The 19,984-nt window shown below is 70.9% G+C and carries 21 protein-coding genes; 11 read left to right on the top strand and 10 right to left on the bottom strand.

The genetic code is table 11. The annotated features are described in order from the left end of the window. Positions 1-113: 113 nt before the first annotated feature. The 6 genes from ACLBYG_RS09590 to ACLBYG_RS09565 form a co-directional block, all read right to left on the bottom strand. A complete protein-coding gene (locus ACLBYG_RS09590; RefSeq protein ID WP_447681325.1) occupies positions 114-947 on the bottom strand; it encodes an FAS1-like dehydratase domain-containing protein in 834 nt (277 codons plus the stop codon). Between the two features lies 1 nt (position 948). After that, entirely contained in the window at positions 949-2,097 is a 1,149-nt protein-coding gene (locus ACLBYG_RS09585) for an acyl-CoA dehydrogenase family protein (protein WP_447681324.1), read from the bottom strand. Positions 2,098-2,107: 10 nt separating this feature from the next. Continuing rightward, the gene (locus ACLBYG_RS09580; RefSeq protein WP_042669500.1) at positions 2,108-2,857 is read right to left on the bottom strand and encodes an SDR family oxidoreductase; all 750 of its coding nucleotides are present in this window, start codon (positions 2,855-2,857) and stop codon (positions 2,108-2,110) included. Between the two features lie 34 nt (positions 2,858-2,891). Continuing rightward, the gene (locus ACLBYG_RS09575) at positions 2,892-4,037 is read right to left on the bottom strand and encodes a CaiB/BaiF CoA transferase family protein (protein ID WP_447681323.1); all 1,146 of its coding nucleotides are present in this window, start codon (positions 4,035-4,037) and stop codon (positions 2,892-2,894) included. 231 nt (positions 4,038-4,268) lie between these two features. After that, positions 4,269-7,433, bottom strand: a complete 3,165-nt coding sequence (locus tag ACLBYG_RS09570) for an efflux RND transporter permease subunit (RefSeq protein ID WP_447681322.1) — start codon at positions 7,431-7,433, stop codon at positions 4,269-4,271. Between the two features lie 49 nt (positions 7,434-7,482). Further along, positions 7,483-8,736, bottom strand: coding sequence for an efflux RND transporter periplasmic adaptor subunit (locus ACLBYG_RS09565; protein ID WP_447681321.1), 1,254 nt, complete (start codon positions 8,734-8,736; stop codon positions 7,483-7,485). A gap of 255 nt (positions 8,737-8,991) precedes the next feature. On the opposite strand from ACLBYG_RS09565, the gene ACLBYG_RS09560 reads away from it, so the two are divergent. Together ACLBYG_RS09560 and ACLBYG_RS09555 are read left to right on the top strand one after the other, a co-directional pair. After that, entirely contained in the window at positions 8,992-9,219 is a 228-nt protein-coding gene (locus tag ACLBYG_RS09560) for a hypothetical protein (protein WP_056528555.1), read from the top strand. 448 nt (positions 9,220-9,667) lie between these two features. Continuing rightward, positions 9,668-9,847, top strand: coding sequence for a hypothetical protein (locus ACLBYG_RS09555; RefSeq protein ID WP_447681320.1), 180 nt, complete (start codon positions 9,668-9,670; stop codon positions 9,845-9,847). Here ACLBYG_RS09555 and ACLBYG_RS09550 read toward each other — a convergent pair whose 3' ends face one another. From ACLBYG_RS09550 to ACLBYG_RS09540, 3 genes are read right to left on the bottom strand one after another with little or no spacing between them, the layout of a single operon-like run. Then, positions 9,848-10,060, bottom strand: coding sequence for a hypothetical protein (locus ACLBYG_RS09550; protein ID WP_026604754.1), 213 nt, complete (start codon positions 10,058-10,060; stop codon positions 9,848-9,850). It abuts the gene before it with no gap. Next, positions 10,053-10,667, bottom strand: a complete 615-nt coding sequence (locus ACLBYG_RS09545; protein ID WP_020091947.1) for a cysteine hydrolase family protein — start codon at positions 10,665-10,667, stop codon at positions 10,053-10,055. Before ACLBYG_RS09545 ends, ACLBYG_RS09550 begins: the two co-directional genes overlap by 8 nt. Continuing rightward, positions 10,664-11,917: a GNAT family N-acetyltransferase gene (locus ACLBYG_RS09540; protein WP_447681319.1), complete on the bottom strand. Its 1,254-nt coding sequence runs from the start codon at positions 11,915-11,917 to the stop codon at positions 10,664-10,666. The genes ACLBYG_RS09545 and ACLBYG_RS09540 overlap by 4 nt, the downstream gene beginning before the upstream one ends. A 97-nt stretch (positions 11,918-12,014) precedes the next feature. Here ACLBYG_RS09540 and ACLBYG_RS09535 point away from each other — a divergent pair, with 97 nt between their 5' ends. From ACLBYG_RS09535 to ureG, 7 genes are all read left to right on the top strand, one after another. Continuing rightward, on the top strand, positions 12,015-13,028 hold the full coding sequence (locus ACLBYG_RS09535; protein WP_020091945.1) for a LysR family transcriptional regulator: 1,014 nt from the start codon (positions 12,015-12,017) through the stop codon (positions 13,026-13,028). Positions 13,029-13,151: 123 nt separating this feature from the next. Next, positions 13,152-13,772, top strand: a complete 621-nt coding sequence (locus tag ACLBYG_RS09530) for an urease subunit gamma (protein ID WP_447681318.1) — start codon at positions 13,152-13,154, stop codon at positions 13,770-13,772. A gap of 2 nt (positions 13,773-13,774) precedes the next feature. Continuing rightward, positions 13,775-15,502 (top strand): urease subunit alpha, encoded by a 1,728-nt coding sequence (gene ureC / locus ACLBYG_RS09525; protein WP_132366588.1) that lies wholly within the window; start codon positions 13,775-13,777, stop codon positions 15,500-15,502. Between the two features lie 32 nt (positions 15,503-15,534). Next, positions 15,535-16,014 carry a DUF29 domain-containing protein gene (locus tag ACLBYG_RS09520; RefSeq protein WP_447681317.1) on the top strand — a complete coding sequence of 160 codons (480 nt, stop codon included), beginning with the start codon at positions 15,535-15,537 and terminating at the stop codon, positions 16,012-16,014. A gap of 33 nt (positions 16,015-16,047) precedes the next feature. Beyond that, positions 16,048-16,548 carry an urease accessory protein UreE gene (locus ACLBYG_RS09515; RefSeq protein WP_447681316.1) on the top strand — a complete coding sequence of 167 codons (501 nt, stop codon included), beginning with the start codon at positions 16,048-16,050 and terminating at the stop codon, positions 16,546-16,548. Next, positions 16,514-17,224: an urease accessory protein UreF gene (locus tag ACLBYG_RS09510; RefSeq protein ID WP_447681315.1), complete on the top strand. Its 711-nt coding sequence runs from the start codon at positions 16,514-16,516 to the stop codon at positions 17,222-17,224. Before ACLBYG_RS09515 ends, ACLBYG_RS09510 begins: the two co-directional genes overlap by 35 nt. Positions 17,225-17,233: 9 nt before the next feature. Next, positions 17,234-17,851: an urease accessory protein UreG gene (gene ureG, locus ACLBYG_RS09505; RefSeq protein ID WP_020091939.1), complete on the top strand. Its 618-nt coding sequence runs from the start codon at positions 17,234-17,236 to the stop codon at positions 17,849-17,851. A gap of 39 nt (positions 17,852-17,890) precedes the next feature. Here ureG and ACLBYG_RS09500 read toward each other — a convergent pair whose 3' ends face one another. Then, positions 17,891-18,121, bottom strand: a complete 231-nt coding sequence (locus ACLBYG_RS09500) for a hypothetical protein (RefSeq protein WP_056528533.1) — start codon at positions 18,119-18,121, stop codon at positions 17,891-17,893. Positions 18,122-18,319: 198 nt separating this feature from the next. Between ACLBYG_RS09500 and ACLBYG_RS09495 the strand changes: the two genes are divergently transcribed. After that, a complete protein-coding gene (locus tag ACLBYG_RS09495) occupies positions 18,320-18,523 on the top strand; it encodes a DUF3311 domain-containing protein (RefSeq protein WP_042673517.1) in 204 nt (67 codons plus the stop codon). Then, a complete protein-coding gene (locus ACLBYG_RS09490; protein WP_447681314.1) occupies positions 18,520-19,980 on the top strand; it encodes a sodium:solute symporter family protein in 1,461 nt (486 codons plus the stop codon). The genes ACLBYG_RS09495 and ACLBYG_RS09490 overlap by 4 nt, the downstream gene beginning before the upstream one ends. Positions 19,981-19,984 lie beyond the last annotated feature (4 nt).

Here is a 19,984-nt window from a genome sequence, read left to right as displayed (position 1 = left end):
GGCCGGCCCGCGGACGCGTCCGCGGGCCGCTGCGCCGCTTTTGCCCGCGCGCGGCGCAGCGGCGGTGCCGATTCCGGCCCAATCTCGGATGCGGACCGAGCGTCCGCGGCCGCTCACCCGTCGGCCCGCGCCCGCATGCAGACATTTCCCCCCGCGTCGAGGGTCACGCCCTCGAACGCCGTCCCGGCGACCCGCCCGCAGACCCGAAACACCTGGTTCGCCGTCATCGGCGCGACGCCGCGATAGGTGAACGTCCGCGGCACGCGTCCGAGGAGCGTCGCGGCGAGGTTCATCAGCAGCGTCGCCTGCATCGGGCCGTGCACGACGAGGTCGGCGTAGCCTTCCACCCGCGTCGCGTAGGGCTGGTCGTAGTGGAAGCGGTGGCCGTTGAAGGTCATCGCCGAGTAGCGGAACAGCAGCGTCGGGGTCGCCGGCACCTCCCAGATCATCGCGTAGGATTCGGAACCGTCGCGCTCGGGCGCGGCGCCGGTTCCCGTCTGCGCGCCCGCCGCCTCGCGGTAGACGATATCCTGCCGCTCGCGGATCGTGACGCCCCGTTCTGTCGAGACCGTGTGGTCGACGGTGACGAAGCACAGGCTCCCGCTCCGCCCGCTCTTGAAGGCGACGTCCTTTACGGTCTCGGTGCGCGTGACCGTGTCCCCCGCGCGCAGGTCCGAGAGCGTCTCGATCTCGCCCCCCGCCCACATCCGCCGGGGCAGCGGCACCGGGGGCAGGAAGCCGCCCTTGGCGGCGTGGCCGTCGGGCCCGAGGGAGTCGGCCGTCGGCGTCTCGGGCGCGAGGCACCAGTGCAGGGCCGGCGGCGCGATCCCGTCGTCGACCGGCGCCAGGTGCGGCGCGAAGGTCGCGCGGAACTCGGCGAGGAGGCGCGGGGTGACGAGGTCGGACGCCGCCCGCGTCCGGCCGATCCAGGCGCTGAGATCGGTCATGTCAGTACGAGCGCGGCAGCCCGAGCACGTGCTCGGACAGGTAGGCGAGGATCAGGTTCGTGGAGATCGGCGCGACCTGATAGAGGCGCGTCTCGCGGAACTTGCGCTCCACGTCGTACTCCTCGGCGAATCCGAAGCCGCCATGGGTCTGGATGCAGGCGTTCGCCGCCTCGAAGGACGCGTCGGCAGCGAGCATCTTGGCCATGTTGGCCTCGGCCCCGGGATTGGCCCCGCCCTCGTAGAGGGTCAGTGCCTCGCGGACCATCAGCTCGGCCGCGCGCATGTTGGCGTAGGCCTTCGCGATGGGGAACTGCACGCCCTGGTTGGCACCGATCGGCCGCCCGAAGACGGAGCGCTCGCCGGCATAGGCCCGGGCCCTGTCGATGAACCACTTGGCGTCGCCGACGCACTCGGCGGCGATCAGGATCCGCTCGGCGTTCATGCCGGACAGGATGTAGCGGAAGCCCCTGCCCTCCTCGCCGATGAGGTTCTGCGCCGGAACGCGGAGATTGTCGAAGAACACCTCGGTGGTGGCGTGGTTCATCATCGTGCGGATCGGCCGGATGGTGAGGCCGTTGCCCTTCGCCGCGCGCATGTCGACGAGGAGCACCGAGAGCCCGTCGGTGCGCTTCATGCCCTCGGCCTTCGGCGTCGTGCGAGCGAGGAGCAGCATCAGGTCCGAGTGCTCGGCGCGGCTGGTCCAGATCTTCTGGCCGTTGACGACGTAGTGGTCGCCCTCCAGGCGAGCCGTCGTCTTCAGGCTGCCGGTATCGGTGCCGGAGGTCGGCTCGGTCACGCCGAAGGCCTGGAGCCGCAGTCGACCCTCCGCGATGCCCGGCAGGTACTCGGCCTTCTGCGCCTCTGAGCCGTGCCGCAGCAGCGTGCCCATCGTGTACATCTGCGCGTGGCAGGCGCCGCCGTTGCAGCCCGCCCGCTGCACCTCCTCAAGGATCGCGGCGGCCGCCGAGAGCGGCAGGCCGGAGCCGCCGTACGCCTCGGGGATCAGCACCGACAGGTATCCGCTCTCGGTCAGCGCGTTCACGAACTCGGTCGGGTAGGCCATCTCCCGGTCGAGGGCCCGCCAGTACGGTCCCGGGAAGCCGGCGCAGAGCTTGGCGACCGCCTCGCGGATCTCGGTATAGGCTTCCATCGGGGGCTCCTCAGGCCGTGCGGCCGCCGTCGACGGGGAGATCGACGCCGGTGATGAACGCCGCCTCGTCGGAGGCGAGGAACAGGGCGGCGGCGGCGATGTCGCTCGCCTCCGACAGGCGCCCGAGCGGGATCGTGGCGATGAAGCGGTCGCGGTTCTCGGGCGTGTCGAGGACGCCCATGAAGTGCTCGAGGAGCCCCGTGGCGCCCATGACCGGGCAGAGGGCGTTCACCCGGATCTTCCAGGGCGCCAGCTCTAGGGCCAGCGACTTCGAGGCGAGGCTCGCCGCACCCTTGGAGGCGTTGTACCACGTCAGACCCGGGCGCGGCCGCAGCGCCGCCGTCGAGCTGACGTTGAGGATCGCGCCGCCGCCCGCGTCGCGCATCAGCGGGGCGACTTCCCGGACGTAGTGGAAGATCGACTTCACGTTGACCCGGAAGACCCGGTCGAAATCCTCCTCCGTCACCTCCATCAGCGGCTTGTTGCGGTGGGTGGTGCCGGCGTTGTTGACGAGGATGCTCGGCACGCCGAAGCGCTGCCGCGTCTCGGCGACGCTGGCGGCGACGTCGGCGGCCAGCCCGACATCGGCGGCGATCGCGATGGCGTTCTCGCCGAGCGCCGCCGCGACGCGCCCGGCCGCCGCGCCGTCGATGTCGACGCAGGCCACCCTGGCGCCCTCCGCGGCGAAGCGCTGGGCGATCCCGGCCCCGAAGCCGCTGCCGGCCCCCGTCACGAGCGCGATCTTGCCGTCCAGTCTCATCGTCTCCTCCCGCCCATTCCGATGCGCTGTCAGATCACTGTCCTCGAGCCCGGGGCGCGAATTCCGCGCGGATCCGCGCCCCGTGCTCGTCGATCGCGGGGACCGGCCCGAGGGCGCGGACCGCGCCGTCGATCAGCACCGGCGGCGCCACGATCCGGGCCGGCCCCGAAGGCGTCCGGACATCCGCGCGGATCAGCGCGGGGTGCGTGGCGAGGTCCGCCAGCGTGTTGACGAAACCGTAGGCGGTGCCCGCCGCCTTCAGCCGGGCGGCGGCCGCGTCGCGGGTCAGCCGCACCAGCGCGGCGCCGATGCGCAGGTCGACCGCGGCGCGGTTGGCCACACGGGCGTTGTTGGACGCGAAGCCCTCGGCCCAGGCGAGCTCCGGCTCCCCGAGCACGCCGGCGCAGAAATTCGCCCACTCGCGCTCGTTCTGGATCGAGATCAGCACGAGGCTGCCGTCGGCCGTGGGGAAGGCGCCGTAGGGACAGATCGACGGGTGCGCGAGGCCGACCCGCTGGGGCGCCTTGCCGGTCCCCTCGAAGTAGAGCAGCGGCACGTTCATCCAGTCGGCGGCGCCGCTGAACAGGCTGACCTCCAGGGCGCAGCCCTGCCCGGTGATCCCGCGGGCGATCAGCGCCTCGAGAACCGCGGCGTGGGCGTCCATCCCGCAGGCGACGTCGCAGACGGAGACGCCGACGCGGCCGGGCCCCGCCGGGTGGCCGGTGATCCCGGCGAGCCCGCTCTCGGCCTGGACCAGCAGGTCGTAGGCCTTCATGTCGCTGTAGGCGTTGCCGGCGCCGTAGCCGGAGATGTCGACGGTGATCAGCCGGGGGTAGCGCGCGCGCAGCTCCGCCGAGCCGAAGCCCGCCCGGGCCGCCGCGCCGGGGGCGAGGTTCTGCACGAACACGTCGGCCTGGGCGAGGATCGCGTGCAGCAGGTGGGCATCGGCCGGATCCTTGATGTCGGCGACGAGGCTCTCCTTGCCGCGGTTGAGCCAGACGAAGTAGCTCGCCAGCCCGTTGACCGCCGCGTCGTAGCCGCGGGCGAAATCCCCCTCCGGCCGCTCGATCTTGATGACCCGGGCCCCGGCATCGGCGAGCCGCGAGGTGCAGTAGGGCGCGGCGACGGCCTGCTCCAGGGCGAGCACGGTCAGGCCTCGCAGCGGCAGGTTCTGGCTCATCCGCATCCTTCGGCTTCCCGCGGTCTCAGAGGGCCGGTGCCGCATGAACTGGAACGGCGAGAAGCCCCGCCAAGCGGGCCGCGGTGACAGGGCTGCCCGGCCATTGGCTTCGGGACGCCTCTTCCGCGACGTTCAGCGTCTCTGCGCGCGGAGCGAAGCAATCCAGGGAAGCGCGACGTCGGCGAGCGCGGCGTATCTGGATCGCTCCGCTCGCGAAGACGGCGGTCGGCCTCACTCCGCCGCGCGCAACGCCGGCGGGCCGCGGACCTCCTCCACCGGCTCGGGGTCATCGAGCGCCGCGTCCACCGCCTGCGGCTTGTCGCGGAACGAGAAGCGGTGCGCCAGCCGGTCGAGGTAGATGTAGATCACCGGCGTGGTGAACAGCGTCAGCACCTGGCTGACCGCGAGGCCGCCCACCATGGCGTAGCCCAAGGGCTGCCGGATCTCCGAGCCGGTCCCGGTGGCGACCATCAGCGGGATGCCGCCGAGCAGGGCCGCCATCGTGGTCATGAGGATCGGCCGGAAGCGCAGCAGCGCGGCCTTCCGGATCGCGACCTCGGGCGAGAGACCCTCCTCCCGCTCGGCGACGATGGCGAAGTCGACCAGCATGATGCCGTTCTTCTTCACGATGCCGATGAGGAGGATGATGCCGATCAGCGCGATCAGGCTGAAGTCGAACCCCGCCCACATCAGCACCGCCAGGGCGCCGACGCCGGCCGAGGGCAGCGTCGACAGGATGGTGATCGGGTGGATGAAGCTCTCGTAGAGGATGCCGAGGATCAGGTAGACCACGAACAGGGCCGCCAGGATCAGCAGCGGCACCGTCGAGAGCGATTGCTGGAAGGCCTGGGCGGTGCCCTGGAAGCCGCTCACCACGGTCGGCGGGACCTGCAGCTCCCGCATCGCCCGGCCGATCGCCTCCGTGGCCTGCCCGAGGGCGACGTCGGGGGCGAGGTTGAAGCTGATCGTCACCGCCGGGAACTGCCCCTGGTGGTTCACGGCCAGCGGCGCCACCGGAACCGTCGTCCAGCGGGCGAAGGCCGCGAGCGGCACCTGCCCGCCGCCGATCGGCGCCTTGATGTAGATCTTGTCGAGGCTCTCGACGCTGCCCTGCAGCGCCGGCAGAACCTCCAGGACGACGTGGTAGCTGTTGAGCTGCGTGAAGTACTGCGCGATCTGGCGCTGGCCGAACGCGTCGTAGAGCGTGTCGTCGATGAGCTGGGGCGTGATGCCGTAGCGCGAGGCGGCGTCGCGATCGATCGACAGCGTCAGCGTCGTGCCGCGGGTCTGCTGGTCGGTGGCGACGTCGCGCAGCTCCGGCAGCGTCTTCATCTTGTCGAGGATGCGCGGCGCCCAGGTGTTCAGCTCGGCGAGGTCCGGGTCCTGGAGGGTGTACTCGAACTGCGTCCGCGAGGTGCGGCCGCCGGTGCGCACGTCCTGGGTCGCCTGGATGAAGGTCCGGATGCCCTCGACGCGCTCCAGCTTGGGGCGCAACCGGCCGATCACCTGGAAGGCGTTGACGTCGCGCTCGTCGCGGGGCTTCAGCGTGATGTACATGCGCCCGGAATTGAGCGCCTGGCCGTTGCCGCCGAGCGACATGCCGACGGTGGCGACCGCGGGATCGGCCTGGACGATCGCGCCGACCTTCTCCTGCAGCGCCTTCATCGCCGAGAAGGAGATGTCCTGCGACGCCTCGGTGACACCGATCATGAAACCGGTGTCCTGCTGCGGGAAGAAGCCCTTCGGGATGGCGACGAACAGGTAGCCGGTCAGCGCCAGCGTGGCGAAGAAGACCAGCAGCGTGATGCGGCGGAAGCGCAGCGCGACGTCGAGGGCGTCGGCGTAGACCGCGAGCAGCCAGTCGAAGGCGGCCTCGCTCATGCGGTAGAGGCGGCCGTGGCGCTCGGCGTCGTGGGCCTTCAGCAGCCGCGAGGCCATCATCGGGGTCAGCGTCAGCGACACGAAGGCCGAGACCGCGATGGTCATCGACAGCACCACGGCGAACTCGCGGAACAGCCTTCCGATGATGCCGCCCATCAGCAGGAGCGGGATCAGCACGGCGATCAGCGACACCGAGATCGACACGATGGTGAAACCGATCTCGCCCGCGCCCTTGAAGGCGGCCTCCATGGGCCGCATCCCCTCCTCGACGTAGCGGCTGATGTTCTCCAGCACGACGATGGCGTCGTCGACCACGAAGCCGACCGAGATGGTGAGCGCCATCAGCGAGAGGTTGTCGAGGGTGTAGCCCGCCATCCACATCAGCGCGCAGGCGCCGAGCAGCGCGAGCGGCACGGTCACGCTCGGGATCACGGTCGCCCAGAAGCTGCGCAGGAAGACGAAGATCACCCCGACGACCAGCGCGATCGTCAGCAGCAGGGTGAACTGCACGTCCTCGACCGAGGCGCGGATGGTCTGCGTGCGGTCGCTCAGGATGCCGACCTTGATGGCGGCCGGCAGTGTGGCGGTCAGGCGGGGCAGCTGGGCCTTGATGCTGTCGACCGTGTCGATGACGTTGGCGCCGGGCTGCTTGAACACGACCAGGAAGATGCCGCGCTTGCCGTTGGTCCAGCCGGCCTGCTTGGTGTCCTCGGGGCCGGCGACCGCCTGTCCGATGTCGCGGACGCGCAGCGGCGCGCCGTCGCGATACGCGACGATGACGTCGTTCCAGTTGTGCGCCGCGGTGAGCTGGTCGTTGGCGTAGATGGTGTAGCTGTGGCTGCCGCCGTCGATGCTGCCCTTCGGGTTGTTGACCGTGGTGAGGGTGAGCTGCGCGCGCACGTCCTCCAGCGACAGGCCCTTGGCCACGAGCTTGGCCGGGTCGATCTGGATCCGCACGGCGGGCTTCTGCTGGCCGCCGATGAAGACCTGCGCGACGCCCGAGATCTGGCTGATCCGCTGGGCGAGCTGGACGTCGACCGCGTCGTCGACGTCGATCAGCGGCATGCTGTCGGACGTGGCCGAGAGCAGCAGGATCGGCGAATCGGCCGGATTGACCTTGCGGTAGGTCGGCGGGGTCGGGAGGTTCTTCGGGAGCTGGCCGCTGGCGGCGTTGATGGCCGCCTGGATGTCGCTCGCGGCGCCGTCGATATTGCGGTTGAGGTCGAACTGGACCGTGACCGTCGAGATCCCCAGGGAGCTCGTCGAGGTCATCTGCGACACGCCGGGAATCTGCGAGAACTGCCGCTCCAGGGGCTGCGCCACCGACGAGGCCATCGTCTCCGGGCTGGCCCCGGGGAGCTGCGCGGTCACCTGGATGGTCGGGAAATCCACCTGCGGCAGCGGCGCGACGCCGAGCAGCGGGTAGGCCACGATCCCGAGGAACAGGATGCCGACCATGATCAGCGTGGTCGCCACCGGGAACCGGATGAACGGGGCCGAGATGCCGCCCTTCATGGCCGGGCCCCGCGCGGGGACGCGCCCGCCGTGAGGCGTCCCGCGCGCGTCACTGGACCGCCTCCGCCTGCGCGGTGTGGGCCGCGTGCGGATCGGCCACGAGGCTGCCGTCCTGCACCTTGTACTGGCCGGCGACGATCACCCGCTCGCCGGGCCGGAGGTCGCCGCTGAGAACGCGCGTCCGCCCCGAATCCGAGCGGCCCGCCTTCAGCGCGCGCTGATGCGCCCGGCTGGCATCGTCCACCACGAAGGCGAACAGCCCGTCGGGCCCGTGCTGGATCGCGTCGTCCGGCACCGTCGTGGCGACCGCGACCGTGCCGACGCGCATCTTGGTCGAGACCGACAGGCCCGGCCACAGCGCGTGGTTCCCGTTCTCGTAGACGGCCTTGAGGCGGATCGTGCCCGTCGCGGTGTCGACCTGGTTGTTGAACAGGGCGAGCTTGCCGTCGGCGAGCTTGGTCAGCCCGTCCGACGTCCAGGCCTCCACCGGCACGTCACCGGCCTTGAGGGCCGCGGTGATGGCGGGCAGCTGATCCTCCGGGGCCGTGAACACCACGAAGATCGGCTCGACCTGGGTGATCGTCACGATCGGGGTCTGGCCGGCGGCGTTGACGATGTTGCCGATATCGACCTGCCGGAAGCCCGTGACGCCGTCGATGGGCGCGCGGATCGTGGCGTAGCCGAGCTGCGTCGTGGCGTTGTCGATGGCCGCCTGGTCGGACGCCACCTGCGCGGTGAGCTGGGCGACCAGGGCCGTCTGCGTCTCGGTCTGCTGCCGGGACGCGAAGGCGCCCAGCCCGGTGTAGCGGACGAGGTCCGCCTTCGCGTTGCCGAGGTTGGCCGTGTCCTGCTCCTTCTTGGCCTTCGCCTGATCCAGCGCCGCCTGGTAGGGTCGCGGGTCGATCTGCACGAGCACGTCGCCCTTGCGGACGGTCTGCCCCTCGCGGAACGCGACCTGCTGGATCTCGCCGTCGACGCGCGTGCGCACCTGGACGGTGTTGTACGCCTGGACGGTGCCGAGGCCGTTCGACACGAGGGCGAACGGCCCCTGCTCGACCGTTCCGAGGGTGACGGGCACCGGCAGCGGGGCCGCCGCCCGGGACTTCACCGCGGGCTGATTCAGGCGCGTGTAGCCGTAGGCGCCGCCGCCCGCGACGGCGAGCAGCAGGAGGATCAGGCCGGCCGCGCCCGAGCGCTTCTTCGCCGGTCCGGTCGCGGCGCGGCGCGCGTCGCCGTGGCTCCGGTCCGCGACCGTCTCGTCCGCGCGAGACCCGTCGCGGTCATGCACGTCCTCACTCAGCATGCGCCGCTATCCGCCCGTTGATCCGACCGCTTCGCGGACCGGGATAATTTTGCATTCAATAGCATACAATGGCCGCGCCGGACATCGCGGCGCTCCCCGGATCGCGGCAATGTTCCGTGAGCGGAAAGCGTGCTACCGGCGCCGAGAGTGGGCTGCGCCGCGGGGCCGGACGCCCCGCGCGGACGACAGGCGCCCGGCGTGCCCGCGCGGGATGGCCGCCGACGCCGCGCCGAGGATGTGAGACCGGGACGCCGCATGGCCTCGACCCTGGAACTGGACGGCCTGAACGAACTGCGCGACGCGCTGATCGAGGAGCGGCAGATCATCGTCGCGTCGGTGCGCAAGCTGCGCGACGCGCGGCGGCAGAAGGGCACCTTCGTGCTGGGCGACGGCGCGGATGCCGGGCCGCGGCTGGTCGCCGTGCAGGAGCAGATCGTGGTGGTCGAATCCATCATCGCCGCGCTGACGCGATCCCGGGCCTGAGGTGCTCGCGGTCCGATCGGACGCACCCGTGCGGCGCCCGGGCCCTGGCCGATACCGGTCGGGATTGTCACAGTTCGGTGTCCGAGATGTTTCTGAGGGCTCGCGGCGTGCGCGGTCCCGGGCGGACACTGTTCGAGGCGACGGGCGGCGTGGCCGGTCGCGTATTCATCAATTATCGTCAATAGATTATTGAATTCATGTCCCGGCAGCCGCCGGAACAGCGGCTCCGGATGCAATTCGGTCGAACCGGATCATCGCCCCGGTCGATCGACCGCCGTCAGCCTCCCCATCCTCGCCGATCTACGATCCGGTGTTCGGTTTGCCGGCGATGGATTGCGCCGCGCGTGACGATCCCGTCGGCTTGTACAGGATCTGCTCAACTTTCGGGCTGGACGATCGCGATCCTGTCCTGTTAGCGGACCGCATCTCAAGGCGCGGAACCTCGAACATGGACGCCTTCGATCACGCCAATATCGCGCGCGATACCGACGAAACCGTCGATTCGCCTGTCGCGGATGAGCTCATCGTGCTCTGGCGGGCGCTCGCCGCGGACCGGCGCGCCCAGGACGAGCGGACCGCGCGCCTGCGCGCCATGCGCCTCATCGGCGGCGAGGACGGCGCCGACTGATCACGCGGTCTCCGGCGCGCCGCCCGGCAGCCGGCTCGCCAGCACGAAGCCGACCGCCATCGCCATGGCCTCGGCCTGCGCGATCAGCGTCGGCTCGCCGGCCTCGCGCGCCGCCTGCAGCAGCTCGATCGCGTGCCGGCCGAGGCGCAGGTCCACATCGTCGCCGGCCGGGACCCCCTCCGGAATCCCGTGATTCTGGCTTCGGTCAGTCATTGGCGTGCGTGGGTCTCGAAGCTGTGGGCAGGGGCCTGAAAGGCGCCGAGGCCGCGATCCAGGATTGCGTGTCGGTGACGTCGCCGAACACCCGCATCACCGCGCTCACCGACCGGTGGATCTCGTCGGCGGAGATCCCGTCGAGGTCGTGGCTCGCGGAGGCGTCGGACAGGAAGGTCACGTCCTGGCCGCGGTGGAAGCCGTCGACCGCCGTCGCGAGGCAGGACGACTCGCCCGCGAAGCCCGCGATGACGAGCGGCGGCGATCCCCGCTCCATCGCGTCCGCGAAGGCGGGGCTGGCGTAGCAGGACGGGCGGTCCCGGTCGAAGATCATGTCGCAGCCGTGCGGCTCGAACCCCTCGATCCAGCGGACGAAGCGGCTGCCCGCCTGGAACAGCGGCGCGCCGATCCAGCGGACGTAGACCACCTGCATGCCGCTCGCGCGGGCATGCGCGAGGGCGCGCCGGCAGTTGGAGAGCGCGGGCTCGATCCCCGCCAGGGCGAGCGGGCGGCCCGCGATCTCGTATTCCTGCTGCATGTCCACCAGCACCAGGGCGGGGACGCTGCGCGGCCGGCGATACAGCGCCGGGTTGATCGGCCGGTTCATCGCGCGGCCACCGCCCGGTCGACGGACGGGCGGGTCACGGCGCGGCTCCGCGAGCGGTCGAGGGCGCCCGCCCGGTGCCAGCGCCCCTCCGGCCGGATGATGACGTAGGGGTCGGCGCCGAGGCCGATCGCCTGCGGGTGCGGCTCCGCCTCCATCAGCATCTCGACGTAGTCGAAATCCGAGAAGACCAGCTCCTGCGCGCCCTCGAAGACGCGGAAGCCGAAGCGGCTCCAGAAGCCGACGAGGCGCTTCTGGGCGTGGCCGTAGAGCCGCCGGTAGCCCTTGACCCGGGCCAGCTCGATCCCGGCGCGGACCAGCGCGAAGGACAGGCGCGTGTTGCGGAACTCGGCCCGGACCGCGAGGCGCTCGATCTTGGCGAAATCGGCGAAGAACCGGATGCGCAGGCAGCCCGCCGGCTCGTCGCCGACATAGCCGATCAGGTGTGTCGCCGAGAGGTCGTTGCCGTCGAACTCCTCCTCGTACGGGCAGGCCTGCTCCGCCATGTAGACGGCGGCGCGCAGGGCGATCACCCGGGACAGGTCGTCCATGTTCCGCGCGACCGCGACGCTGATGCCGGTCGCGCCCGGCCGGTGACTGTCGTACGGGGGCGCCGGCTCCGCCTTCGGACCGCGGGCGAAATGGTACAGGGTCCCGCCGGCGGAGGTCCGCGCCGCGAAGCCGAGGGCCGACAGGAGATCGGCCCCCTCGGGTGTGGCCGCGCGGGCGTAGAAGTCCACGCCCCGGTAGGTCGGGCTCGACAGACGATCGAAGACGAGGCCGACTCCGCCGGAGAGGCGCCGCCGCGCGTAGACGGCCCAGACGTAGATCCCGGCCGGACGTTCGTGCTGGCCGGCCAGCATCGCGGCGGGCGGATCGGACGCGTCGAGCGTCCCGGCCTTGAGCGCCGCCAGGCCGTCGGCGTTCAGCATCAGGCAGGCCACGAACCCCTCGCCCCGCGGATCCGCGGCGTCGAACCGGTGGCGCTGGGCGATCGCCAGGACGCTGTCGGGATTGATCGACATCACCCGCTGGACGGTTCGCAGGGGCGCGAGATCGGGCAGATCCGCGCGCGCCGCCGCGATCAGCCGCGCCAGATCGTCCGGGGTCGGCGTGAAGATGACGAGGTGCCGGGCAATTCGGCCGACCTCGAGCGCATTCAGCGCGTGCCGCGGCTCGGGAGAGACTAGCGCTGTACCGAGTTGATCGGCGTCCTTGGCCACGAACTGCGCGCGAGCAATGTGCACCGTCATCGGATGACCTGTCATTCGGGTACGGATTGACGGTTAAGCACTTCGCATCTAGCGCTCTGGCTGTATGTGCAAAATTTGAAACAGGGGTGTTCCGTCGATGGAACAGGCGGAGGCGATCCGGGACCCGATGCCCGACTGGCAGAGCATCCGGGTCTTCCTGGCGCTCCAGCGGTCCGGCAGCTTCCGCTCGGCGGCCACGAAGCTCGGCCTGTCGGTGAACTCGGTGCGGCGCCGGATCGACGATCTCGAGGCGCTGATCGGCGCGCCGCTGCTGACCCGCCACGTCGACGGCATCCGCCTCACCGCCGAGGGCCACGCGATCCTCGAGGCCGCCGGCCGCATGGAGGCGGCCGCCTTCAGCCTCGTGCGCACCGGCGAGGGCGCGCCCTTCGCCGAGACCGGCGAGGTGCGGATCGCCGTGACGGAGGGGCTGGGCGCCTTCTGGCTCGCGCCGCGGCTCGTCGAGTTCCAGCGCGCCAACCCGCGCCTGACCGTCGACCTGCGCTGCGCGATGGAATCCGCCGACGTCCTGCGGCTGGAGGCCGACGTCGCGATCCAGCTGACGCGGCCGACCAGCCCGGACCTGCGCATCGTCAAGCTCGGCCGGATCCACATGGTGCCCTACGCCGCGCGGAGCTACGAGGAGACCTACGGGCTCCCGGCGCGCCCCGAGGACCTGGAGCGCCACCGGATCGTGGTGCAGGACGGCGGCCAGACCGTCGCCCTGGAGGATTACGTGCGCACGGTGCCGGGCTTCCCCGCGAAGGTCCCGATCACCCTGAAGATCAACGTCAGCAGCGCGTATTACTGGGCCATCGCCAAGGGGGCCGGGATCGGCCTGCTGCCGACCTATGCCAGCGCGATCGGCGCCCAGGTCGTCCCGGTGGACAATCTCGGCCGCTTCAGCGTCGACATCTGGCTGACCTATCACCCGGACGCCGAGCGGATCACCCGCGTGCGGCGGACGATCGACTGGCTGCGGGCCTCCTTCGATCCGAAGCGCTATCCCTGGTTCCGCGACGAGTTCATCCACCCCCGCGACCTGCCGGGTGCCGTGAAGGGCGCGGCCCTCCCCGACCTGTTCGCCGGCTTCATCGCCATGACGCCGTGACGCCTCCGTGATTCCGGCGGGCCGCGACGGCCGCTGGTCCGGGTCCTGCAACGGCCGACGCTCGCCCTTGACCGCGCCGCGCGCATGATCCTTGCTCCGGCCGCCGCGACGACGAGGTTGCCCGTGCTGCTGACGCCCCGTGAGAAGGACAAGTTGCTCATCGCCATGGCGGCGCAGGTGGCGCGCAACCGCCTCGCCCGCGGCGTGAAGCTCAACCATCCGGAAACGGTGGCGCTGATCACCGACTTCGTGGTCGAGGGCGCGCGGGACGGCCGCACCGTGGCCGACCTGATGCAGGCCGGCGCCACCGTGCTGACCGCCGATCAGGTCATGGAGGGCGTGCCCGAGATGATCCACGACATCCAAGTGGAGGCGACCTTCCCGGACGGCACCAAGCTCGTGACCGTGCATCACCCGATCCGCGGTGCGGCCTCGTCTGACATCCCCGGCGCGGTGACGACTCTGCCCGGCGAGATCGTGTTCAACCCCGGCGCCGAGCGGACCGTGATCGAGGTCGCCAATGTCGGCGACCGGCCGATCCAGGTCGGCTCGCACTATCACTTCTTCGAGGTCAATCCGGGCCTCGTGTTCCCGCGGGAGCAGGCCCGCGGCAAGCGCCTCGACATCGCGCCGGGCACCGCCGTGCGGTTCGAGCCGGGATCGACGCGGGAAGTGGCGCTGGTGCCGCTCTCCGGCGGGCGCACCGTCTACGGGTTCCGCGGCGACGTGATGGGCAAGCTCTGACCATGGCCAACACGCCCAAGCCCGCCAGCCTGCCGCGCTCGGCCTACGCCGACATGTTCGGCCCGACCGTCGGCGACCGCATCAGGCTCGCGGACACGAGCCTGGAGATCACGGTCGAGCGCGACTTCACCACCTACGGCGAGGAGGTGAAGTTCGGCGGCGGCAAGGTCATCCGCGACGGCATGGGCCAGAGCCAGGCCACGAACGCCGACGGCGCCGTCGACACGGTGATCACCAACGCGGTGGTCCTCGACCACTGGGGCATCGTGAAGTGCGATGTCGGCATCGTGCGCGGCCGGATTTTCCGGCTCGGCAAGGCCGGCAACCCGGACGTGCAGCCCGGGGTCGACATCGTGGTCGGGCCTGGCACCGAAGTCATCGCCGGCGAGGGCAAGATCCTGACGGCGGGCGGCTTCGACAGCCACATCCACTTCATCTGCCCGCAGCAGATCGAGGAGGCGCTCTGCTCGGGCGTGACCACGATGCTCGGCGGCGGCACCGGCCCGGCGCACGGAACCTTCGCCACCACCTGCACGCCGGGCCCCTGGCACATCGCCCGGATGATCGAGGCGGCGGATTCCTTCCCGATGAACCTCGCCTTCGCCGGGAAGGGCAACGCGTCCCGTCCGGAGAGCCTCGTCGAGATGGTGCGGGCGGGTGCCTGCGCGCTGAAGCTGCACGAGGACTGGGGCACCACGCCCGCGGCGATCGATACCTGCCTGTCGGTGGCGGACGCCCACGACATCCAGGTCATGATCCACACCGACACGCTCAACGAATCGGGCTTCGTCGAGGACACGATCGCGGCCTTCAAGGGCCGGACCATCCACGCCTTCCACACCGAGGGCGCGGGCGGCGGCCACGCGCCGGACATCATCAAGGTGGCCGGGCTGCCGAACGTGCTGCCGTCGTCCACCAACCCGACGCGGCCCTACACGTGGAACACGATCGACGAGCATCTCGACATGCTCATGGTGTGCCACCACCTCGACCCGTCGATCCCCGAGGATCTCGCCTTCGCGGAGAGCCGGATCCGGCGCGAGACCATCGCGGCCGAGGACATCCTGCACGATATCGGCGCGCTCTCGATGATGTCCTCCGACAGCCAGGCGATGGGCCGGGTCGGCGAGGTCATCATCCGCACGTGGCAGACCGCCGACAAGATGAAGCGCCAGCGGGGCGCCCTGCCGGGCGACGCGTCCGGCACCGACAACCTGCGCGCGCGCCGCTACGTCGCCAAGTACACGATCAACCCGGCCATCGCGCACGGCATCTCCCGGCACATCGGCTCGGTCGAGCCCGGCAAGCTCGCCGACCTCGTGCTGTGGACGCCGGCCTTCTTCGGCGTGAAGCCCGACCTCGTGCTGAAGGGCGGCAGCATCGCGGCCGCGCCCATGGGCGACCCGAACGCCTCGATTCCGACGCCGCAGCCGGTGCATTACCGGCCGATGTTCGGCGCCTACGGACGGGTCCCCTTCGCCACCGCCCTCACCTTCGTCTCCCGGGCGGCGGTGGAGGACGGCCTGCGCGAGCGGCTGGGCGTGCAGAAGGAGCTGGTTGCGGTGGAGAACGTCCGCGGCGGCATCTCGAAGAAGAGCATGGTGCTGAACGACGCGACGCCGGTCATCGAGGTCGATCCAGAGACCTACGACGTGCGCGCCGACGGCGAGCTGCTGGTCTGCGAGCCGGCCGAGGTGCTGCCGATGGCGCAGCGCTACTTCCTGTTCTGAGATAGGATGGGCTCGGTGGCAGGAGAGCCGCGATGACGAAGATCGCCCAGCTTCCGGCGAGGGACGACCTCTACACGACCGATCTCTGCCTCTGGACCGAGGAGCAGGCAGCCCTGCTCCGGGCCGGGCGCTGGCCGGATCTGGACCGCGCCAACGTCGCCGAGGAGATCGAGAGCTTGGGCGGATCCCAGAAAGCCGAGATCCGGAGCCGTCTCGCCATCCTGCTGCTGCACCTGCTGAAGTGGGAATTCCAGCCGGAGAAGCGGAAGTACGGCTGGCGCGCGACCATCCTCGAGCAGCGCATCCGGTTCGATGACCTGATCGACGTGAGCCCCAGCCTCCAGTCCTGGCCGGATGCGGTGCTCGCGAAGGCCTATTCCGTCGCTGTCCTCGGGGCCGCGAGCGAGACGGGCTTGCCCGGATCCGTCTTTCCGAAATCCTGTCCCTACGCGATCGAGAAGATCCGTGAGCTCGGCTTCTATCCGGGCACGCCGGAGACGGACGTTGTCTGACCGCGCCCGAGAACCCCACCCGATCCGTCGACCATGATCCGCGCCACCCGCATCCTCCGCCGCGACGCCCTGTCGGGTGGCGAGATCGTCGACCGCGTCGTCCTCGATCACGGCGACCGCCACCGCCGCCGCGTCGCCATGCGCGGCGCCGGGGGGCTGAGCTTCCTGCTGGACCTTCCGGAGCCGACCGTGCTGGAGGACGGCGACGCCCTCGTCCTCCAGGACGGGCGCCTCGTCTGGGTCGAGGCCGCGCCGGAGCGCCTGCTCGAGATCCGGGCTCCCAGCGATCACGCCCTCAAGCGCCTGATCTGGCACATCGGCAACCGGCACATTGCCGCCGAGATCGGCCCGGACGCGGTCTGGATCGCGCACGACCACGTCCTCGCCGAGATGGTCCGGGGCCTCGGCGGCACCGCCGAGCCGGTGGAGCGCCCGTTTCGGCCGGAGGGCGGCGCCTATTCCGGGGATCTCGGCCACGGCCACGGGCACGACCACCCGCATGGCGGCCACCATCACCACCATGCCGCGGGCTGAGGCCGTGGAGGCGCTGCGCCTGATGGCGTGGCTGTCGCCCGGCTACCCGGTCGGGGCCTACGCCTACTCGCACGGGCTCGAATGGGCGGTCGAGGCGGGCGACGTCCGCGACGAGGCGAGCCTGACCGCGTGGCTCCGGGACGTCTGCGAGCGCGGCGCCCTGCGCAACGACCTGATCCTGGCCGCCCACGCCCACGCGGCGGCGCTGTCCGCGGACGGCGCCGCGCTGGTCGCCGTCAACGACCTCGCCCTGGCCCTGGCGCCGTCGCGCGAGCTGCACCTGGAGACGAGCCAGCAGGGCCGCAGCTTCCTCGACGCGACGCGCGGCGCGTGGCCCTGCGACGCCCTCGACGCCCTGGCCGGCAATCTGCCGGGGCCGGTCGCCTACCCGGTCGCGGTCGGCCTCGCGGCCGGCGCGCACGGCATGAATCCGGGGTCCGTGCTCGCCGCCTACGGCCTCGCCTTCCTGCAGAACCTCGTCTCCGCGGCCCTCCGGGCGGCGCCCGTGGGTCAGGCCGCCGGCACGCGGGTCGTGGCCGCCCTCGCGCCGCGCCTCGCCGGGCTCGCCGAGGCGGCCGCCGCGGCGGATCTCGACGCCCTCGGTGCCGCCACCTTCCGCCTGGATCTCGGCTCCTTTCGCCACGAGACCCAGTATTCCCGCATCTTCCGATCCTGAGCCCGCAGCATGACCTCCACGAACGGCCCCCTCCGCGTCGGCATCGGCGGACCTGTCGGTTCCGGCAAGACCGCCCTGATGGAGCAGCTCTGCAAGCGCTTCCGCGACCGTTACGAGATCTGCGCCATCACCAACGACATCTACACGAAGGAGGACGCGCGGATCCTCACCGTCGCGGGCGCCCTGCCGGAGGAGCGCATCCTCGGCGTCGAGACCGGGGGATGCCCGCACACGGCGATCCGGGAGGATGCCTCGATCAATCTCGCCGCCGTCGCCGAGATGAGCCGGCGCTTCCCGAAGCTCGACCTCGTGCTGATCGAGTCCGGCGGCGACAACCTCGCGGCGACGTTCTCGCCGGAACTCGCCGACATCACGCTCTACGTGATCGACGTCGCCGGCGGCGAGAAGATCCCCCGCAAGGGCGGTCCGGGCATCACCCGGTCCGACCTGCTGATCGTCAACAAGACGGACCTCGCGCCCCTCGTCGGCGCCGACCTGTCGGTGATGGAATCCGACACGCAGCGGATGCGCGGCACCCGGCCGTACGTGTTCGCGTCCCTGCGCGAGGGCGCGGGCGCGGACGCGGTGGCGCGTTTCGTGGAGGAGGCGGGCGGCCTGGGCCGCTGAGTCGACGCGCCGGTCCGGGTGGCCGGCGGGTCACGTTTCCTAGCGGCCGGCCTCGGCCGAGCGCGCGCGGACCGACGACCTGCTCGGGGTGCCCATGAGCGCGTCCAGACGGCTCATCCGCGCGTTGAAATCGTTCAGGACGGTCTGGCGCGCCTTGATCGCGGCGCTGGGCTGCGCCTTGGCGGGGGTGTGCCGCGGGCGGGCCTCCGCCTGGACCGCCGGAACGGCGAGGAGCGCGGCCAGCGCCGCGATGGTCAGAGTGCGGGTCATCGTGAAATCCTTCGGCGCCCGCCGTGTCGGACGGCACGACGCTGCGCTGAGGATATGCGCGCCCGGAGCGCGGCCGCGTGCGCGAGCGCACAGCACGCAGACGTGATCGGGATGAGCGCCGTCGGGCGCTCGCGGCGTTGACAGCGGTCCGTGACTGATTCAACCCGCGATATCGGGGCCTTCTGAACGGTATCGCGCATGCGAAATCTGCGGTGGCTGGCCGCCCTGCCCTTCCTCGGCATCCTGGTCGGCCCGTTCTTCCTGAACCGGGTCGAGCCCTTCGTGTTCGGATTGCCGCTGCTCCTCGCCTGGCTGGTGTTCTGCGTGATCGGAACCTCGGTCGTGATGGGGGTGATCTACCTGACCGACCCTCAGAACCGCGCGCCGGAGGATCCCCGATGAGCATCGCGCTCGTCATCGTGGCGGCCGGCTTCGCGCTGGCGATCGGGCTCGGCCTCTACGCGCGGCTGGGCCGCGAGATGGGGCTGGAGCAGTGGACTGTCGGCGGCCGCGGCTTCGGCACCGCCCTGGTCTTCCTGCTGATGGCCGGGGAGATCTACACGACTTTCACGTTCCTCGGCGGCTCCGGCATCGCCTACGGCAAGGGCGGCCCCGCCTACTACATCCTCTGCTACCTGACGCTCGCCTACGTCACCTCGTACTGGCTGCTGCCCCCGGTCTGGCGCTACGCCAAGCAGCACAACCTCTACACGCAGCCCGACTTCTTCGCGCGCAAGTACGGCAGCCGCGCGCTCGGCATGCTGGTGGCGCTCGTGGGGATCGTCGCCCTCGTCCCCTACCTCGTGCTGCAGTTCAAGGGCCTCGGGATCATCGTCTCGACGGCGTCCTACGGCGCGATCTCGTCGACGACCGCGCTCTGGATCGGCGCGGCCGCGCTCACCGCCTACGTCGTGGTGTCGGGCGTGCACGGCTCCGCCTGGACGGCCGTGATCAAGGACACCAGCATCCTGTTCGTGGTGGTGTTCCTCGGGATCTACCTGCCAGTCCACTATTACGGCGGCTACGAGGGCCTGTTCACGGCGATCGAGGCGGCGAAGCCCGGCTTCCTGGCCCTGCCCGACCGCGGCCAGAGCCCGACCTGGTTCACCACCACGGTCCTGCTGACCGCGCTCGGCGGCTACATGTGGCCCCACACCTTCGCGTCGCTCTACACGGCGCGGGAGCCCGGCGCCTTCCGCCGCAACGCCGTGATCCTGCCGATCTACCAGCTGATCAACCTGTTCGTGTTCGTGATCGGCTTCACCGCCGTGATGCAGGTGCCGGGCCTGACGGGGCCCGACGTCGACCTCTCGCTGTTCAAGCTCGCCCTCGCGACCTTCCCGCCCTGGGTCATCGGGCTGATCGGCGCCACGGGGGTGCTGACCGCCCTCGTCCCGGGCTCCATGATCCTGATCGCAGGCGTCACCCTGGTGGCCAACAACCTCGTCCGCCCGCTGCGCCCCGGCATGGACGACGCCGCGACCGTGCGGCTGTGCAAGATCCTCGTGCCGGTGCTGGCGCTGGTCTGCGTCGGCTTCACCCTGTCGGGCGGCGACACGATCGTGCAGCTCTTGCTCATGGGCTACAACTTCGTGACGCAGCTCTTCCCGTGCTTCATCACCAGCCTGATGCGCCGCAATCCCCTCGACCGCCGGGCCGCGATCGCCGGCATCGTCGCGGGCGTGGCCACCGTGGCGGCGACGGTCCTCTCCGGGTTCAGCCTCGCGAAGCTGCCGGTCCTGGGGCCGCTCCAGGACGTGAATGTCGGCATTGTGGCGCTGGTGGTGAACGTCGTCGTGACGGTCGCCGTGGCGCAGATGGTGCGCGCGGGCGCGACCGCCGCGCAGGCCGCGGAGTGACGCC

This window comes from Methylobacterium sp. D53M (genome assembly GCF_053345625.1).
Note: the sequence above shows the minus strand (reverse complement) of the source record. Positions and strands in the feature narration are given on the sequence as shown.

Bases quoted from the DNA above. Each gene is read 5' to 3' on its own strand.
- ACLBYG_RS09590 (WP_447681325.1), bottom strand. From the start codon at position 947: ATGACCGATCTCAGCGCCTGGATCGGCCGGACGCGGGCGGCGTCCGAC.
- ACLBYG_RS09585 (WP_447681324.1), bottom strand. From the start codon at position 2,097: ATGGAAGCCTATACCGAGATCCGCGAGGCGGTCGCCAAGCTCTGCGCC.
- ACLBYG_RS09580 (WP_042669500.1), bottom strand. From the start codon at position 2,857: ATGAGACTGGACGGCAAGATCGCGCTCGTGACGGGGGCCGGCAGCGGC.
- ACLBYG_RS09575 (WP_447681323.1), bottom strand. From the start codon at position 4,037: ATGAGCCAGAACCTGCCGCTGCGAGGCCTGACCGTGCTCGCCCTGGAG.
- ACLBYG_RS09570 (WP_447681322.1), bottom strand. From the start codon at position 7,433: ATGAAGGGCGGCATCTCGGCCCCGTTCATCCGGTTCCCGGTGGCGACC.
- ACLBYG_RS09565 (WP_447681321.1), bottom strand. From the start codon at position 8,736: ATGCTGAGTGAGGACGTGCATGACCGCGACGGGTCTCGCGCGGACGAG.
- ACLBYG_RS09560 (WP_056528555.1), top strand. From the start codon at position 8,992: ATGGCCTCGACCCTGGAACTGGACGGCCTGAACGAACTGCGCGACGCG.
- ACLBYG_RS09555 (WP_447681320.1), top strand. From the start codon at position 9,668: ATGGACGCCTTCGATCACGCCAATATCGCGCGCGATACCGACGAAACC.
- ACLBYG_RS09550 (WP_026604754.1), bottom strand. From the start codon at position 10,060: ATGACTGACCGAAGCCAGAATCACGGGATTCCGGAGGGGGTCCCGGCC.
- ACLBYG_RS09545 (WP_020091947.1), bottom strand. From the start codon at position 10,667: ATGAACCGGCCGATCAACCCGGCGCTGTATCGCCGGCCGCGCAGCGTC.
- ACLBYG_RS09540 (WP_447681319.1), bottom strand. From the start codon at position 11,917: ATGACGGTGCACATTGCTCGCGCGCAGTTCGTGGCCAAGGACGCCGAT.
- ACLBYG_RS09535 (WP_020091945.1), top strand. From the start codon at position 12,015: ATGGAACAGGCGGAGGCGATCCGGGACCCGATGCCCGACTGGCAGAGC.
- ureC (WP_132366588.1), top strand. From the start codon at position 13,775: ATGGCCAACACGCCCAAGCCCGCCAGCCTGCCGCGCTCGGCCTACGCC.
- ACLBYG_RS09520 (WP_447681317.1), top strand. From the start codon at position 15,535: ATGACGAAGATCGCCCAGCTTCCGGCGAGGGACGACCTCTACACGACC.
- ACLBYG_RS09515 (WP_447681316.1), top strand. From the start codon at position 16,048: ATGATCCGCGCCACCCGCATCCTCCGCCGCGACGCCCTGTCGGGTGGC.
- ACLBYG_RS09510 (WP_447681315.1), top strand. From the start codon at position 16,514: ATGGCGGCCACCATCACCACCATGCCGCGGGCTGAGGCCGTGGAGGCG.
- ureG (WP_020091939.1), top strand. From the start codon at position 17,234: ATGACCTCCACGAACGGCCCCCTCCGCGTCGGCATCGGCGGACCTGTC.
- ACLBYG_RS09500 (WP_056528533.1), bottom strand. From the start codon at position 18,121: ATGACCCGCACTCTGACCATCGCGGCGCTGGCCGCGCTCCTCGCCGTT.
- ACLBYG_RS09495 (WP_042673517.1), top strand. From the start codon at position 18,320: ATGCGAAATCTGCGGTGGCTGGCCGCCCTGCCCTTCCTCGGCATCCTG.
- ACLBYG_RS09490 (WP_447681314.1), top strand. From the start codon at position 18,520: ATGAGCATCGCGCTCGTCATCGTGGCGGCCGGCTTCGCGCTGGCGATC.